Annotated in this window: 15 protein-coding genes; 8 read left to right on the top strand and 7 right to left on the bottom strand. The window is 64.4% G+C overall.

From position 1 onward, the window contains the following. Positions 1-2 precede the first annotated feature (2 nt). Both BG57_RS13935 and BG57_RS13930 read right to left on the bottom strand, forming a co-directional pair. Positions 3-656 carry a DsbA family oxidoreductase gene (locus BG57_RS13935; RefSeq protein ID WP_035964298.1) on the bottom strand — a complete coding sequence of 218 codons (654 nt, stop codon included), beginning with the start codon at positions 654-656 and terminating at the stop codon, positions 3-5. A gap of 102 nt (positions 657-758) precedes the next feature. Next, a complete protein-coding gene (locus BG57_RS13930; protein WP_035964291.1) occupies positions 759-2,099 on the bottom strand; it encodes an NAD(P)/FAD-dependent oxidoreductase in 1,341 nt (446 codons plus the stop codon). A gap of 289 nt (positions 2,100-2,388) precedes the next feature. Here BG57_RS13930 and BG57_RS13925 point away from each other — a divergent pair, with 289 nt between their 5' ends. Continuing rightward, on the top strand, positions 2,389-2,820 hold the full coding sequence (locus BG57_RS13925) for an OsmC family protein (RefSeq protein WP_035964282.1): 432 nt from the start codon (positions 2,389-2,391) through the stop codon (positions 2,818-2,820). 42 nt (positions 2,821-2,862) lie between these two features. On the opposite strand, the gene BG57_RS13920 is transcribed toward BG57_RS13925, so the two are convergent. Then, positions 2,863-3,837 (bottom strand): GGDEF domain-containing protein, encoded by a 975-nt coding sequence (locus BG57_RS13920; protein WP_035964273.1) that lies wholly within the window; start codon positions 3,835-3,837, stop codon positions 2,863-2,865. 267 nt (positions 3,838-4,104) lie between these two features. Between BG57_RS13920 and BG57_RS13915 the strand changes: the two genes are divergently transcribed. The 4 genes from BG57_RS13915 to BG57_RS33020 all read left to right on the top strand — a co-directional run bounded on the left by BG57_RS13915 (position 4,105) and on the right by BG57_RS33020 (position 7,615). Beyond that, entirely contained in the window at positions 4,105-5,190 is a 1,086-nt protein-coding gene (locus BG57_RS13915) for a calcium:cation antiporter (protein WP_035964267.1), read from the top strand. Between the two features lie 127 nt (positions 5,191-5,317). Continuing rightward, positions 5,318-6,127, top strand: coding sequence for an ABC transporter substrate-binding protein (locus tag BG57_RS13910; RefSeq protein WP_035964261.1), 810 nt, complete (start codon positions 5,318-5,320; stop codon positions 6,125-6,127). A gap of 91 nt (positions 6,128-6,218) precedes the next feature. Next, positions 6,219-7,340: a succinylglutamate desuccinylase/aspartoacylase family protein gene (locus BG57_RS13905; RefSeq protein ID WP_035964253.1), complete on the top strand. Its 1,122-nt coding sequence runs from the start codon at positions 6,219-6,221 to the stop codon at positions 7,338-7,340. A gap of 125 nt (positions 7,341-7,465) precedes the next feature. Further along, positions 7,466-7,615: a hypothetical protein gene (locus tag BG57_RS33020; protein WP_160174730.1), complete on the top strand. Its 150-nt coding sequence runs from the start codon at positions 7,466-7,468 to the stop codon at positions 7,613-7,615. A 224-nt stretch (positions 7,616-7,839) separates the two neighbouring features. Here BG57_RS33020 and BG57_RS13900 read toward each other — a convergent pair whose 3' ends face one another. The 3 genes from BG57_RS13900 to BG57_RS13890 form a co-directional block, all read right to left on the bottom strand. Further along, positions 7,840-9,240: an NCS2 family permease gene (locus BG57_RS13900; protein WP_035964246.1), complete on the bottom strand. Its 1,401-nt coding sequence runs from the start codon at positions 9,238-9,240 to the stop codon at positions 7,840-7,842. 288 nt (positions 9,241-9,528) lie between these two features. After that, entirely contained in the window at positions 9,529-11,256 is a 1,728-nt protein-coding gene (ggt, locus tag BG57_RS13895) for a gamma-glutamyltransferase (protein WP_035964875.1), read from the bottom strand. 53 nt (positions 11,257-11,309) lie between these two features. After that, complete coding sequence (locus BG57_RS13890) at positions 11,310-12,071, bottom strand: SDR family NAD(P)-dependent oxidoreductase (RefSeq protein WP_035964235.1); 762 nt, start codon at positions 12,069-12,071, stop codon at positions 11,310-11,312. A gap of 156 nt (positions 12,072-12,227) precedes the next feature. Between BG57_RS13890 and BG57_RS13885 the strand changes: the two genes are divergently transcribed. Next, positions 12,228-12,701, top strand: coding sequence for a VOC family protein (locus tag BG57_RS13885; RefSeq protein WP_035964234.1), 474 nt, complete (start codon positions 12,228-12,230; stop codon positions 12,699-12,701). A 7-nt stretch (positions 12,702-12,708) separates the two neighbouring features. Here BG57_RS13885 and BG57_RS33015 read toward each other — a convergent pair whose 3' ends face one another. Next, a complete protein-coding gene (locus tag BG57_RS33015; protein WP_160174729.1) occupies positions 12,709-12,849 on the bottom strand; it encodes a hypothetical protein in 141 nt (46 codons plus the stop codon). A 190-nt stretch (positions 12,850-13,039) separates the two neighbouring features. On the opposite strand from BG57_RS33015, the gene BG57_RS13880 reads away from it, so the two are divergent. Beyond that, complete coding sequence (locus BG57_RS13880; RefSeq protein ID WP_035964230.1) at positions 13,040-14,680, top strand: peptide ABC transporter substrate-binding protein; 1,641 nt, start codon at positions 13,040-13,042, stop codon at positions 14,678-14,680. A gap of 18 nt (positions 14,681-14,698) precedes the next feature. After that, positions 14,699-15,619: an ABC transporter permease subunit gene (locus BG57_RS13875; RefSeq protein ID WP_035964229.1), complete on the top strand. Its 921-nt coding sequence runs from the start codon at positions 14,699-14,701 to the stop codon at positions 15,617-15,619. The last annotated feature ends 3 nt before the right edge of the window (positions 15,620-15,622 follow it).

The raw sequence follows: 15,622 nt of genomic DNA, 5'->3' as shown, positions 1-15,622 counted from the left end.
TGTCAGCTTCCCGGAAAACCGTCCGGGAACAGCCGCTCGATTGCGGCTTCGTAATGCTGAATCGGCGCGGCGCCGCGCAGTGCGATCGGCGGCGGCGGTTCCTGGCCCGGCGCCGGTTCGCGCGACAGCACGGCGAACGGCACGCCGCTGATGCCGAGTTGCTTCGCGAACTCTTCGTCTTCGATGACGAGATCGGTGTACGTGCCGTCGTCGAGCGACTCTTCCAGCAGTTCCGGGTCGATGCCGCAGGTCGCGGCGATGTCGATGAGCGCATCCTGATCGCCGATATCGATGCCTTCCTCGAAGTAAGCCTTGAAGATGGCGCGATGCACGTGGTCGTATCGGCCGGACTCACGCGCAAACAAAACCGTTTCGAACGCTTTGCGGCTGCGAGGCGCAACGGACGGCTGACGCATCAACAGGCCGCGTTCTTCGGCGAGCGGACGCACCGATTTTTCCCATGCCTCGTGGATCGTGTCGCTGTTCGGATCGAGCAGCGGCGCAGGTTCGGGGCGCAGCTCGAACGCATGCCAGCGAACCTCGACGGCGTCTCCGTAGGCGTTGCGCAACTGGTCGAGCACCGGCGTTTCCAGATAGCAGAAAGGACACACGAAGTCGGACCAGACGTCGACATACAACAGCGGCGTGGATGCCATGAAAGCCTCTAGCGATGATTGCGGCGGCCAGCGCGCGTGCGCTGGCCGCAAAACCGGTATGTTAGCGCGCCGCCTCGCGCCGCGCCGCATCGTCCGATGCGCTCAGAAGCCGCCGTCCAGTTCGATGCGGCTGCCGTCGAAGAAGCGCGACAGGCGGAACGCGTGCGGATCGACGAGGGGCGCATCGTTGGCGACGAGGTCGGCCATCAGCTTGCCCGCGCCCGGCCCGATGCCGAAGCCATGCCCCGAGAAACCCGTCGCGATAAACAGCCCGCGCGTGCGCTCGACGCCGGAAATGACGGGCACCGCGTCGGGCGTCACGTCGATATAGCCTGCCCACGCTTGCTCCACCGCAACCGGCGCGAGCGACGGGAAGATCGCGCGGAACTCGGCGAGCGCGGTCTCGTTGAACGCTTCGACGGGCGCGGGATCGAGCGTGCGGACGGTTTCGAAGACCGTCGGCTGATCGAGCGGCCAGCGGCGCGGACGCCGCAGTTCTTCGAAAAAGCGCGCGTTTAGACTGAGCTTGATCGAGCCGAACTGGCTTTTGAGCGCGGGAAGGAATTTGGTAAAGAGCCGGAAACTGTCGGGCGTGATGTCGCTGTAACTCCGGAAGGCATTGGCGAGGGTGTATCCGCCATCCATCCGCTTGCGATAGCCCAGCGCCTGATTGCACGCGCTGACTTCGGGGCCGCCGGGAAGCGGAGCCGTACGCATGACCGACGAGCGCACCATCAGTTGCGGCACGTCCACGCCCAGATTGCCTGCGAAGAGACGCGTCCACGCTCCGCCCGCGACAACCACGCTCTGGCAGCGAATCCGGCCGTGTTCCGTCACCACCGCGCTTACCGCACCGCCGCTTGTTTCGACGCCGCGCACCGCGCACGGCATCGCGATTTTGACGCCGCGCTGGCGCAGCGCCGCGGCCATCGCGGGCACGGCGCGTTGCGGTTCGGCGCGGCCATCGCTCGGCGTGTAGATGCCGCCCGCGAATCGGCGCGCCGCGCCGGGCATCAGCGCGGCGGTTTCATCGGGCGACACGATGCGCGAATCGATTCCGTCGCGGCCCACTTTGACGACGGCGCGCGCCAGCCAGGCTTCGTGATCGGCGAGCGCCCGGGCGTCGTCGGCGGCGTAGAGGATGCCGCATTCGCGATAGCCGCTGTCGATGCCGAGATCAACGTCCATGCGCCGCCACAGCTTCAGGCTTTCGAGGCTCAGTTCGAGTTCGCGCAAATCGCGATGCGTCGCGCGGCACCAGCCCCAGTTGCGGCTCGACTGCTCGCCGGCGATATGTCCTTTCTCGCAGACGGCGACCGACAAGCCCTTCTCCGCGAGAAAGCGCGCCGTGCTGATTCCGATGACGCCGCCCCCGACGACGACCACGTCGACGCTTTCGGGCAAGGCCTTGTCTTCCGCGATGCGTTCGGTTGGCGGTCCCATCTTATGCGGCCTCTTTGCGTGCAGTGCGTGTCATGTGTTCCTTCGTTTGCGGTCGAACATCCGGCGAGGATGCTAAGGGAATCGGCGGGCTTTGACCATCGGCGCAAAAATTTCAGGCACCGGGACCGCGACGCGAGCGCTGCATCGCCGGGTGCGATCCGCTACGATGAAAGTGAGGCATCGCGTCATCGGCGCCGGGCACGGTGCGTGCAATGAGTCTGCGCTGCTGACGCAGTAGCTCGGCCGGCAAGGCCGGTCATCGCAATCTCATCTCTCATGGAGAACTCTCGTGCAAAAGACTGCATCGGCAAAATGGAGCGGCGGCATCAAGGACGGCAAGGGATTCATTTCGACACAGACCGGCGTGCTGAATGACGCGCCGTACGGGTTCAAGTCGCGCTTCGAAGAAGGACCGGGCACCAATCCCGAAGAACTGATCGGCGCGGCGCATGCCGGCTGCTTCACGATGGCGCTCTCGCTGCAACTCGAGCAGGCGGGCATGAAAGCCGAAAGCCTGGAAACGAAGTCGACCGTCACGCTCGAAAAAGACGGCGAAGGCTTCACGATCACGTCGTGTCAGCTCGATCTGAAGGCGAAGATTCCCGGCGCCGACAAGGCCGCGTTCGACAAGGCCGCGCAAGCCGCCAAGGAAGGCTGCCCGGTTTCGAAACTGTTCGCCGGCAACGCCCAAATCACGCTGAACGCGCAACTGGAGTCCTGATCGGGCGCGTACCGTCCGCGTCTCATCGCCGGCCTGCGCGCATCAATGCCGCAGGCCTTTTTTCTGCGCCATCTTGTGCGCGTACATCTGACTGTCGCTCGCCGCGAGCAGATCGATGACCGTCGCATGCCGCGCAGGGTCGTACTGCGTCTGTCCGACGCTGAAGCGGATGTCGTAGCCACGCTCCGCCGCCGCTTCGTGACCGGCGAGCGTCGCGCGCAGGCGATCGAGCGCGCGGGCCGTTTCGTCGTCGCCGGCATCGGTCAGGAGCGCGACGAATTCGTCGCCGCCGAGCCGGCCGATCACATCGGTGTGGCGAAACGAATTGCGCAGCGCGGCGGCGAAGGTCGCGAGCGCGCGGTCGCCTTCGGCGTGGCCGTAGCTGTCGTTGATCTGCTTGAAGCCGTCGAGATCGAAGAACAGCAGGGATGCGCGATGCCCCATGCGCTTGCAGACGTTCAGCGCATGTTGCGCGAGCGCCTCGAAGCCGCGACGGTTCGGAATCAGCGTGAGGTCGTCGACGGTGGCGAGCTCGATCGCCGCCAGTTCCTGTTCCGCGATACGCGCGAGGTCGAGCAGCAGTCCGCGCTGCTTGGCGTCGAGCGTGCGCGGGCGGCGATCGATCAGGCATAGCGTGCCGAGCCGCGCGCCGTTGGGCACGGTGAGCGGCTGGCCCGCATAGAAGCGGATATTCGGCTCGCCGACGACCAGCGGATTGTCGCGAAAGCGGCTGTCGGCGCGGGCGTCGGGAATCATCAGCAGGTCGTCCTGCAGGATGGCGTGCGAGCAGAACGATACATCGCGCGGTGTCTCGCGTGCTTCCAGGCCGGTACACGACTTGAACCACTGACGGTTCTCGTCGATCAGGCTCACGAGCGCGATGGGCACGTCGAACAGATGCCGCGCGAGGCGGGTGAGCCGGTCGAAGCGTTCTTCGGGCGGCGTGTCGAGGATACGCAGCGTACGCAGCGTGGCGAGGCGGGTCGATTCGTTCTCGGGTTTCGGGGCGACGAGCATGAAGTCTCGGTTCCTCCTGCAGAATTGATGCGTCGAGCGATGCAAGCGCACGTATTGTCCGGCAAATGAGGAATCTTCGGTTGGAAGACGGAAAATTCACCGCGAGACCGCGCCGGCCGCATCCGGCGGCTATTATGCCGATGGCAGGCGGGCCTTTGCCGCAGCGCTTTCATCGCACGCTCACAGCGCGGGCGGGTCGGATTGTTTCACCGTCTCGCCCCGGGTCGTGTACCGACCATCCCCTCCACCGATTCCCCCGGAACGCCGATGAAAAACAAGCTCAACTGGACCACTCTCGCGCCGATCGCCGCGATCGTCGTGCTCGCCGGCGCAGCGTTTGTCCATAACGCGCTGGCGACCGGCCTGTCCGCGATTGCACTCGCGCTCGCGGTATTCGCAGCGGTACATCACGCCGAAGTGGTCGCGCATCGCGTCGGGGAGCCGTTCGGCACGCTGGTGCTGGCAATCGCCGTGACGGTGATCGAAGTCGCGCTGATCGTCTCGGTGATGCTTTCCGGCGGCCCGGAGAAAGCCGCCCTGCCGCGCGACACCGTGTTCGCCGCGATCATGATTTGCTGCTGCGGAATCGTCGGAATGTGTCTGCTCGTCGGCGGTCTGCGGCATCACGTGCAGGATTTTCAGTTGCAGGGCGCAAGCGCGGCGCTCGCGAATCTCTGCGCGTTGTCGGTGCTGACGCTCGTGCTGCCGAACTTCACGAGCACGGTAGTGGGTCCGGCGCTGTCGACTTCGCAACTGGTTTTCGTGGGCGTCATTTCGCTGGTGCTGTACGTGGTCTACGTGTTCGTGCAGACGATCCGGCATCGCGATTACTTCCTGCCCGCCGCTGCGAAAACCATCGTCGACGAGGACGAGGCCCCGCACGCGCCGCCGCCGACGAGCGGCGAAGCGTGGTTCGCGCTCGCCTTGCTGGTGGTCTCGCTCGTGGCGGTCGTCGGGCTGGCGAAGCTGCTGTCCCCGGCGGTCGAGGCGGCCGTCGAGGCGGCGGGCGCGCCGGAGGCCGTGGTCGGCGTCGTGATTGCGGCGCTCGTGCTGCTGCCCGAGGGACTCGCGGCGGTGCGGGCGGCTCGGCTCGACCGCATCCAGACGAGCCTGAATCTCGCGCTCGGCTCCGCGCTGGCGAGCATCGGCCTGACGATACCGACGGTTGCCGTCGTGTCGATCGCCATCGGCCAGCCCATTTCGCTCGGCCTCGAGCCGAAGGAAATCACGCTGCTCGCGCTCACGCTGCTCGTGTCGGTCATCACGCTCGGCACCGGGCGATCCACGGTGCTTCAGGGCGTCGTGCATCTGGTGATTTTCGCGGCGTTCCTGTTCCTCTCCGTGGTCCCTTGACGCGCTTTGACGCGCGCTCGCCGGCGTGCCGTTTTGTTACACTTCAGGGTTTTCCCGCAGGGGCTCCACTGCGCGCCCGCTGCCGGCTCGGCGCGCCTGCATTAACAGCAAGTATCGAAGGATCGGAATGTCGCAACAGAAGTTCGTTAGCAAGACTGCATCGTTCGCCCTGCGCGCGATGCTCGCCGCCGTCGCCGCCACGTCGTTCGCCGCGCATGCCAGGGAAATCACGCAGATCCGCTTTGCCGTCGATCCGTCGTATCCGCCGTTCGAATCGAAGCAGGCGGACGGCAAGCTGGTCGGTTTCGATATCGACCTGGGCAATGCGCTGTGCGCGCAGATGAAAGTCAAGTGCGTGTGGGTCGAGAACAATTTCGACGGCATGATCCCCGGCCTGAAAGCTCGCAAGTTCGACGCCGTGCTGTCCGACATGGGCATCACCGAAGAGCGTCTGAAGCAGATCGATTTCACGGTCCCGCTCTACGATACCCACGCGCAACTCGTCGCACGCGCCGGCTCCGGCATCCTGCCGACGGCGCAGGCGCTGAAGGGCAAGCGCGTCGGCGTCGAGCAGGGCACGGTGCAGGAACGCTACGCGAAGGCGAAGTGGGAAGCGCAGGGCGTGCAGGTCGTCGCGTATGGCGATCAGCAGCAGGTGGAGTCGGACCTCGTCGCGGGCCGTATCGACGCGATGTTCACCGACGCCGCGCAAGCCGCCATCGGCTTTCTGAAGAAGCCGCAAGGAAAGCCGTTCGCGCTCGTCGGGCCGATCGTCGAAGACAAGGCGATCATTGGTCCGGGCACGGCCATCGGCCTGCGCAAGGGCGACGCGGACCTGCAGAAGGGCTTGAACGATGCCTTCGGCGAGCTGAAGAAGAACGGCACGTTCAAGCGCATCATGGCGAAGTACTTCGAGACCGACGTCTCCATCCAGTAATCGCTGCGAAGCGCACCGACGCAATCACGGAAAGGCATCGCTTGCGGTGCCTTTCTTGTTTCTCACGCGAGTTTCACGGGGATTTTCGCCGATGCAGGTACACAGCCATCCGCTCGTCGGTGCGTCGCTCGGCACCGAGCGGGCGATCACGAGCTATCGGTTCGGACCGGACGACGACGCCGCGCCGAAGGTCACTATCCAGGCATCGCTGCACGCGGACGAACTGCCGGGCATCGTCGTCGCGTGGCTGCTCAAGCGGCGGTTCGCGGAACTCGAGGCGGCGGGCAGGCTGAACGCGCGCATCGTGCTCGTGCCGGTCGCGAATCCGGCGGGTCTCAATCAGCATTGGTTCGGCACGCACATGGGGCGCTTCGACATGCGCTCCGGTCACGACTTCAATCGCCGCTTCCCCAATCCCGGCCCCGCACTCGCGATGCAGCTCGATGGCCGTCTCACCGCCGACGCCGCGCACAACGCCAGCCTGATCCGCGCCGCGCTGCGGAATCATCTCGCGGGTTACGAAGGCACGACGGAACTCGAATCGCAACGCATCGCTCTGATGCGGCTTGCCTGCGACGCGAACCTCGTCATCGACCTGCATTGCGACTGGGAAGCCGTGCCGCATCTCTATACGACGCCGCAAGCGTGGCCGTCGATCGAGCCGCTCGCGCGCTATCTCGGTAGCGAGGCGCAACTGCTCGCGGACGTTTCGGGCGGCGAGCCGTTCGACGAAGCGTGCGCGTCGGCGTGGCGTTATCTGCGCGGCGCGTTCGACGGGCGCTTCCCGATTCCGCTGGGGCTCACGCCCGTTACGCTCGAATTGCGCGGCGTGCGCGACGTATCGCACGAAACGGCCAACCGCGACGCCCAGGCGATCGTCGATTACCTGACGCACGCGGGCTTCATCTCCGGCGATGCGCCCGAGCCGCCTCCGTTGCGCCATCCCGCGACGCCGCTTGCCGGGTGCGATTACGTCGAATCGCCATCGTCGGGCGTGATTCTGCATCTCCGCGACGTGGGCGACCGCGTCCGCGCGGGCGAGACCATCGCTGAAGTCCTCGATCCGTTCGACGACCGGCTCGTGCCGCTCATCGCGCAGACGGACGGCGTGCTTTACGCGCGGCACTGGACGCGTTTTGCCACGGCAGGGATGCTGGTCGCGCGGATTGCAGGCGAGGGGGCGGCGCGTAAGGGAGACTTGCTCGTGCCGTGAGCGGCGGCAAAACTGACCGGTGTGTTTTCAGCAAACGCTGTAGCTTTTTTGACAATTGGTTGCAATGCAGCATGAAAAGCGTATACTTAGGGTTATCCCCTAGCTACTTACCCTGAGACACGCTCATGAAAACCACCGCTCAACAATCCGTCGTCGTTTCGTTCGGTTCGTGGGTGCGCGCAGCCAAGGCTGCGGTGCTTCGCGAGTGGAACCGTGCGCTTCAACTGCACCTGCAAAACTGCGAAATTCTCGTTGAATCGTATCGCCGCAAGTAAGCTGCGTTGCACGCCGGTCAGGCGGTTTAGCAGTTTCAAGCAGTATTGGACAAAGCCCCCGGAAGCTGATGCTTTCGGGGGCTTTGTCGTTTTGGCGAATGCTTTCGAATGTCGATTGAATATGCACAGCTTTGCTATTCGTCCGGAGAGGCTTGAGGCCGAGTCACCAGGATCACAAAACGGCGTGCTTTCTCAAAAGCGCGCCGTGTGCAGATGCGAACCCGTCAAATCGCCCACCCGCCCAGATAAAACACTGCCAGCGCCACCGCGATTGCCACAGTCCCCACATTCAGCTTCCGGAATTCGCCCGCAACGAGCCGCCCGATGACCAGCGTGCAAAAGCCGAGCATGATCCCGGTGACGATATTCGCCGTCAGCACGATGAACACCGCACACACGAGCCCGGACATCGTGTCGACGGTATCGTCCATATGCAGTTTGGCGACGTTGCCGAGCATCAGCAGCCCGACGTACATCAGCGCGGGCGCCGTCGCGTAGGACGGCACGAGGCTCGCGAGCGGCGAGAGGAACATCACGGCGAGAAACAGCGCGCCGACGACACTGGCCGCGAGGCCCGTCTTCGCGCCGGCCGCCACGCCCACCGACGATTCGATATACGCCGCCGCCGGCGCACCGCCGAAGCAAGCCGAGAAAATCGAGCTGAGCGAATCCGCGGTCAGCGCGCGGCCGCCGTTCACGATGCGCCCGTTCCCGTCGATCTGCCCCGCCTGGCCCGCGACGGCGCGGATCGTGCCGGTGGCGTCGAACACGGCGGTCATCACCAGCGCGAGGACGCTCGGCAGGACCGCCATCGACAGCGCGCCCTTGATGTCCATCGCGCCGATCAGCGACGCATGCCCCGGCGCGGACAGCGAGGGCAGCGCGAATACGCCGTGAAAGCGCACCGACGGGTCGAACGCCAGCCCGATGGCCGACAAGCCGACCACCACGAGCAGAATGCCGCCCGGCACGCGCCGGCGCTCGAGACCGAAGATCGCGGCGAGGCCGAGCACGGACATCAGCACCGGAAAGGCCGTGATGTGGCCGAGCGACACCGGCATGCCGGGCGCGGGATTCTTCACGATCAGCCCCACATCGTTCGATGCGATCAGCAGCAGGAACAAGCCGATGCCGATGCCCGTCCCGTGCGCGACGCCCGTCGGCAGGTTGCGAAGAATCCACGAGCGGACGCCGGTCACGGAGATCGCGGTGAAGACGACGCCCATCAGGAACACCGCGCCCAGCGCGACAGCGGGCGACAGCCCCTTGCCGAGCACGAGGCCGAACGCCGTGAACGCGGTCAGCGAGATCGCGCAGCCAATCGCGATCGGCAAGCGCGCCCACACGCCCATCAGCAGCGAGCCGAACGCGGTCGTCAGGCACACGGCGACGAACACGGCGCTCGTATCGAAACCCGCCTTGCCGAGCATGCCCGGCACGACGAACACGGAATAGACCATCGCGAGGAACGTCGTCACGCCGGCGACGACTTCGCGCTTCTGCGTGCTGCCGGACTGCGAAATGCCGAAATAACGGTCGATAAAGCCGTCGTGCGCCGGCTGAACCGCGTCTGTCTGTTCAGCGGAAGAGATATCGCCAAGCTGCCGGGCGGGGGATTCCAACATGATAAGCTGCTCCTTTATCAGCACGCTGAAACGGATAGCCGTGCGCGCACGGCGGGTCCGTCGTCAGGGTCGTCTCGTATGATTTTCTTGATGTGGGCCGCATGCATCGCCGGAAAGGCTGCACTCGGTCAGGCAAAGACTAGGTGAACGGGATACGCGGTCCAATCCCGTGAAAAACATTCCGCCCATGCGAGCATTCTTATATTTCTGAGAAGCCACGCAGGGCGGACGTGTGTGCAATCGAAGCGAGCACCGGACTAGGGCAAACGCCTAGTCAGGCAAGGCGGTTCAGGGGATGACTTGCGATACGCCGCGTCCACGCGGATCGGACATCGGCTCGGGCGTCGTATCGTCGATGCGAATGGCCTGGATATCGCCATTGAAGCCTTGCATCGAGAACGTATAGCCCTTCGCTTCCAGTTCCTTCACGACTTCCGCGTCGAGCTGATGATAAGGCTCCTGGTAAATCGTGTTCGGCGGCAGCAGTTGATGGTGAAAGCGCGTGGCGCCCACGGCATCGGCGAGCGGCATCTTGAAGTCGTAGACGTTCGACAGCACCTGGAAGATCGACGTGAAGATGCGCGAGCCGCCCGGCGTGCCGATCACCATCGCGACCTTGTCGTCCTTGGTGAGGATTGTTGGCGTCATCGACGAGAGCGGGCGTTTGCGCGGCGCGATGGCGTTCGCATCGCTGCCCACCACGCCGAACATGTTCGCGACGCCCGGCTTCGCGGAGAAGTCGTCCATCTCGTCGTTCAGCACGACGCCCGTGCCTTCCGCGACCACGCCCGAACCGAAGTAGCCGTTGATCGTGTACGTGTTCGACACGGCGTTGCCCCACTTGTCGACGACCGAAAAGTGCGTCGTCTCGGCCTTCTCCGGCATCGACGTGCCGAGCCCCGGCTGGACGCTCTTCGTGTCCGACGGCGCTTCCGGGTTGACTTCCTGCGCGCGCTTGAGGATGTAGTCGTCGTCGGTCAGCTGAGCGACCGGCACCTTGTAGAAGTCCGGATCGCCGAGATATTGCGCACGGTCGGCGAACACGCGCTTTTCGATCTCCGCGACGAGATGGATGTACTGCGCGGAGTCGAGCGGCACGCCTTCGAACTTGTCCTTCAGGTCCGCTTTCATCTTCAGCAACTGCACGAGGCCGATGCCGCCCGAACTCGGCGGCGGCGCGGTGATCACGCGATAGCCGTTCCAGCTCGCCACGACCGGTTGCCGCCAGACGGCCTTGTATTCCTTCAGATCGCGTGCGGTGATGAGGCCGTGACCGGTCATCGACGTGGCGATCAGTTCGGCGGTCTTTCCTTCATAGAAGCCCTTCGAGCCCTTGTCGGCAATGCGCTGCAACGTGTCCGCGAGGTCGGGCTGCTTGAAGACCTGGCCCGACTTCATGCTGCCGAAGTAGAGATCGAAATTCGTCTTGCCGGCAAATTCCTTCGATGCGCGGTCGCGCCGCTCGATAAGCTGATCGTCGACGACGAAGCCATCCGCCGCGTATTTGATCGCCGGCGCGAGCACCTGCTTCCACTTGAGCTTGCCGAAGCGTTTCTGCGCTTCCCACATGCCGTCGACGGTGCCCGGCACGCCTACTGCACGATGCCCGTAAAGGCTCATGCCCTTGATGACTTCGCCCTTGTCGTCGAGATACATGTTGCGCGTCGCGCTCATCGGCGCGCGTTCGCGATAGTCGAGGAAGTACGGGCGATGGTCCACATACAGCGTCATGAATCCGCCCCCGCCGATGTTGCCTGCTTCCGGATACGTGACCGCCAGCGAGAACGCGATAGCCACGGCGGCATCGACGGCGTTGCCGCCTTGCTTGAAGATCTGCGCGGCGGTGTCGGCGGCGTATTTGTCGGCGACGGCGACCGCCGAGGCGGTCAGTACCTGGGGCTGCGCCTGCGGCGCCTTGGCATGAGCGGGCGTGCTTTCGACGAAGCCGGCCACGCTGAGCGCGGCGGCGGCCATGGCCGTCAGCGCGAGGGATCGAAAGCGATGTTGCTGATTCAACGGCATCTCCTGCGTTCTCCTTCCTCGACAATGGGTTAGCGCTTATACCACGATCACGGCATCAATTGCCCACCGTTCACGTCGATGATCTGGCCTGTCACGTAACGCGACATCGCCTCCGACGCGAGATAGAGAAACGCGCCGCTGCAATCGTCCGGCTCGCCGACGAAACCCATCGGAATGACTTTGCGGAACGCCTCCAGTTGCTCCGGCGTGGTAAAGCGCTCGTGAAACGGCGTCTCGATGACGCCCGGTGCAACGGCGTTCACGCGGATGCGGTCCGCGACGAGTTCCTTCGCCATGCCCTTCGTGATCGTGCTGACGAAACCCTTCGATGCGGCGTAGAGCAGCGCGCCCGGCCCGCCGCCGTTGCGCGCCGCAACAGACGTCACGTTGATGATCGAGCCGCCGCCGCCCTCGCGCAGCGACGGCAGCGCGGCGCGCGTGAACGCCACGACCGAACGCGCGTTGATGTGCATGATCTCGTCGAAAAGCTCGTCGGTGACGGACGCGATCGGCTCGCGCTTCACGAGGCTGCCCGCGTTGTTGATAAGCACGTCGATCTTGCCGAAAGCCTCGACGGTGGCCGCGACGGCCGCGTCGATGGCTTTCGAATCGCGCACGTCCGCGCCGACCGTGATCGCCGAGACACCGAGCGCGCGCACGTCCTTCGCGACTTCCTCGGCCTTGTCCTTCGAGCTGTTGTAGTGCACCGCGACATTCGCGCCGTACTGCCCGAACGCGCGTGCCGCGGCCGCGCCGATGCCCGTGCTCGCGCCGGTGATGAGAACCGATTTACCTTTCAGATCGTGCATGTGTGCTCCGTGTTGAAGGATGTAAATGGGTGCTGCGAACCCGCAGTATGAGGCAAACCGGCACTTTGCCGCGCCCCGTCAAAAGCGGCAACATGACGGCAGCGGCGCGACGCAGCTCTGTCCGCACGCTCAACCCTTGCCGAATTGGAGGCACACATGAATGCACAAGTCGATCCCATCCCCGAAGGACGTCACGGCGTCATTCCGTATATCGCGGTAGCGGGCGGCGTCGCGGCCATCGACTTTTACAAGAAGGCGTTCGGCGCCACCGAAGTGTTCAGCATGCAGGACCCGGGCGGACGCATCGGGCACGCGGAATTGCTGATCGGCGGCAGTCCTTTCTATCTGAGCGACGAATATCCCGAGATGGGCGTGAAAGGGCCGCTCGCTGTCGGCGGCACGCCGGTGATGCTGCATCTGTACGTCGATGACGTCGATGCCGTCGTGCAGCGCGCACTCGATGAAGGCGCGACCATCATTCGTGTGGTCGAAGACCAGTTCTATGGCGACCGTGGCGGCAAGCTGCGCGATCCGTTCGGCCACATGTGGTGGATTGCAACGCACAAGGAAGACGTATCGCCCGAGGAACTGCGCGCGCGCGCCGAGCGGCTGTTCGGCAACGGGGCGTGACGCGTCGTCATCGACTGAATTTAGCCGGCGCATGACCCCGTGCGCCGGCCTTCTGCGCGAAGTCAGCCATCGTTATCGCCTGACCGGGCGAATATTCGAAAAATTTGGTCATGTTTCGGCTCGGGTAGGTGGCATCCGCCTTGTTCATGCGAAATACTCGCGCCCAGCCGCGAGACGCTTTGAAGCCGCCACGATAGCTTCCGAACGGCCATTCGCAGGCATAGGTCGTTAGGCAGCCTAACAGTCGGCTGTCGTCCGTTTCGCCTGCGTGCGATAAGTCAGGCGACACGCGAAGCATCCACAACAAGTAATAGAACGAGACAATCAGGAGGAACCCGATGAAGTCATTCGCCGCTCTCACGCCCTTCAAACGCACGGCGCTGGCCGCCGCCAGCATGACGCTCGCAGTGGGCGCGCTGTCGCTGCCGGCCGTGGCCGCCATCGTGCCGCAGGGCGTCGCGCTTGCCGCGAAGCAGGAACTCGTGCGCAACAACGGCTCGGAAGTCGAGACGCTCGATCCGGCGCTCGTCGAATCCGTCGGCGCGGCGAATCTCGGGCGCGATCTCTTTGAGGGCCTGACGGTCACGAATGGCGACGGGGCCGTGGAGCCGGGCGTCGCGGAGAAATGGGAGCAGAAAGACCCGACGACGTGGATCTTCCACCTGCGCAAGAACGCGCGCTGGTCGAACGGCCAGAACGTGACGGCGAGCGACTTCGTGTACGGCTGCCAGCGTTTCATCGATCCGAAAATGGCGTCGCCCTACGGCAACGTGTTCGGGCCGTTCCTGCTGAACGGCGCGGATATCGTCGCGGGCAAGAAGCCGGCGAGCGCCCTCGGCGTGCGCGCCATCGACGCGCTCACGCTCGAAGTCAGGACCGCCGGCCCGGTGCCGTTCCTGCCGGAACTGATGTCGAACCCCAATCTCGGGCCGGTGCATCGCGCGACGATCGAGAAATACGGCCGCGACTGGACGAAGCCGGGCAATCTCGTCAGCAACGGTCCGTTCCAGTTGAAGGACTGGCAGGTCAACAGCAAGCTCGTGCTGGCGAAGAACCCGAACTACTGGGACAAGGACCACGTGCAACTGACGCAGGTGACGTATCTGCCGGTCGAGGACGAGAACACCGACGTCAAGCTTTTCCAGTCGGGCGACAACGACATGACGTATCAGATGCCTACCGGCACCTATGCGAAGTATCGCCAGCAGTTTACGAATGACACGCGCAATTCGCTGATTCTCGGCACGCGCTATTACAGCTTCAACAACCGCGATCCGCTGCTGAAGGACGTGCGCGTGCGCAAGGCGCTGTCGATGGTCATCGACCGCGATCTGCTCGCGCAGCGCGTGACCGCCGACGGCCAGACGCCGATGTACGGCCTGATGCCGAAGGGCGTGAGCGGCGCGGACGTGTCGAACTACGAGTGGGCGTCGTGGCCGATGGACAAGCGCGTCGCGGAAGCGAAGAAGCTGCTGGAGCAGGCGGGCGTGAAGCCGGGCACGAAGCTGCGTTTCGCGATGAATACGAGCGACTACAACAAGAAGATGGCGATCTTCGCGGCATCCGAATGGAAGACGAAGCTGGGCCTCGCCACCGACATCGAATCGATGGAATTCAAGGTGCTGCTCAAGAAGCGCCATGACGGCGACTATCAGATCGCGCGCAACGGCTGGGTGGCCGACTACAACGACGCAACGACCTTCCTGCAACTCGTGCAGTGCAAGTCGACGCAAAACGACAACTTCAACTGCAATCCGAAGGCCGACGCGCTGATCGCTCAGGCAAGCGAAACGACCGATCAAGCGAAGCGCAAGCAACTGCTGACCGAAGCCGCGAAGCTCGTGATGGACGACTACCCGATGCTGCCGCTGCTGCAATATGGCCTGCCGCGCCTCGTCAAGAGCTACGTGGGCGGCTATTCGCTGAAAAACCCGATGGATCATTACGGCAGCAAGGATCTCTACATCGTCAAGCACTGACGCACAGGAGCCGTTCGCATGTGGTCCTATACGCTGCGGCGCGTGTTGCTCACGCTGCCGACATTGCTGATCGTCGTCACGGTCTGCTATCTGCTTCTGCACGCTACGCCGGGCGGCCCGTTCGACGGCGAGCGCAAGGTGTCCGCCGAAGTGCTCGCCAATCTGCAGGCCAAGTATCACCTCGGCGAGCCGTTGTGGAAGCAATACCTGCTCTATCTCGACGGCCTCTTGCATGGCGATCTCGGCGCGTCGTTCCGGTACGCCGACTGGAGCGTCAACGAGCTCGTGCTGCGCGCGCTGCCGGTGTCGCTCGCCATCGGCGGGGTGTCGATGGCGCTGGCGATCGTTATCGGCGTGCTGCTCGGCGTCGCGGCGGCGCTGCGCCGCAACAGCATCGCCGATTACGCGCTGATGCTCGTCAGCAATGCGGGCAACGCGTTCCCGTCGTTCGTGATCGGGCCGGTGCTGATCCTCGTGTTCGCCATCGCGCTGAAGTGGCTTCCGGCGGGCGGCTGGAACGACTTCGACCCGCGCTACATGGCGCTGCCCGTCGCGCTGCTGGTGATGATCAACGTCGCGACGGTCGGGCGCGTCACGCGTGCCAGTCTCATCGAAGTGATGAACACGCCGTATATCCGCACCGCGCGCGCGAAGGGCCTGGCGATGCACACCATCGTGCTGCGTCATGCGCTGAAGCCGACGCTGATTCCGGTCGTCTCGGTGATCGGCCCGCTCGCGATCCAGTCGATCACGGCGGCGGTCGTCACGGAGTCCGTGTTCTCGCTGCCGGGCATCGGCAAGCTGATCGTGAATGGCGCGGCCAATCGCGATTACACGCTGGTGCTCGGCCTCGTCGTGCTCGTCACGGTCGTGGCCGTGCTGCTCAACTTGCTGGTCGATCTCGCTTACGCGTGGCTCGATCCGAAGATCCGCTACTGAGAG

Source organism: Caballeronia grimmiae (genome assembly GCF_000698555.1).
Lineage (GTDB): Bacteria > Pseudomonadota > Gammaproteobacteria > Burkholderiales > Burkholderiaceae > Caballeronia > Caballeronia grimmiae.
Note: the sequence above shows the minus strand (reverse complement) of the source record. Positions and strands in the feature narration are given on the sequence as shown.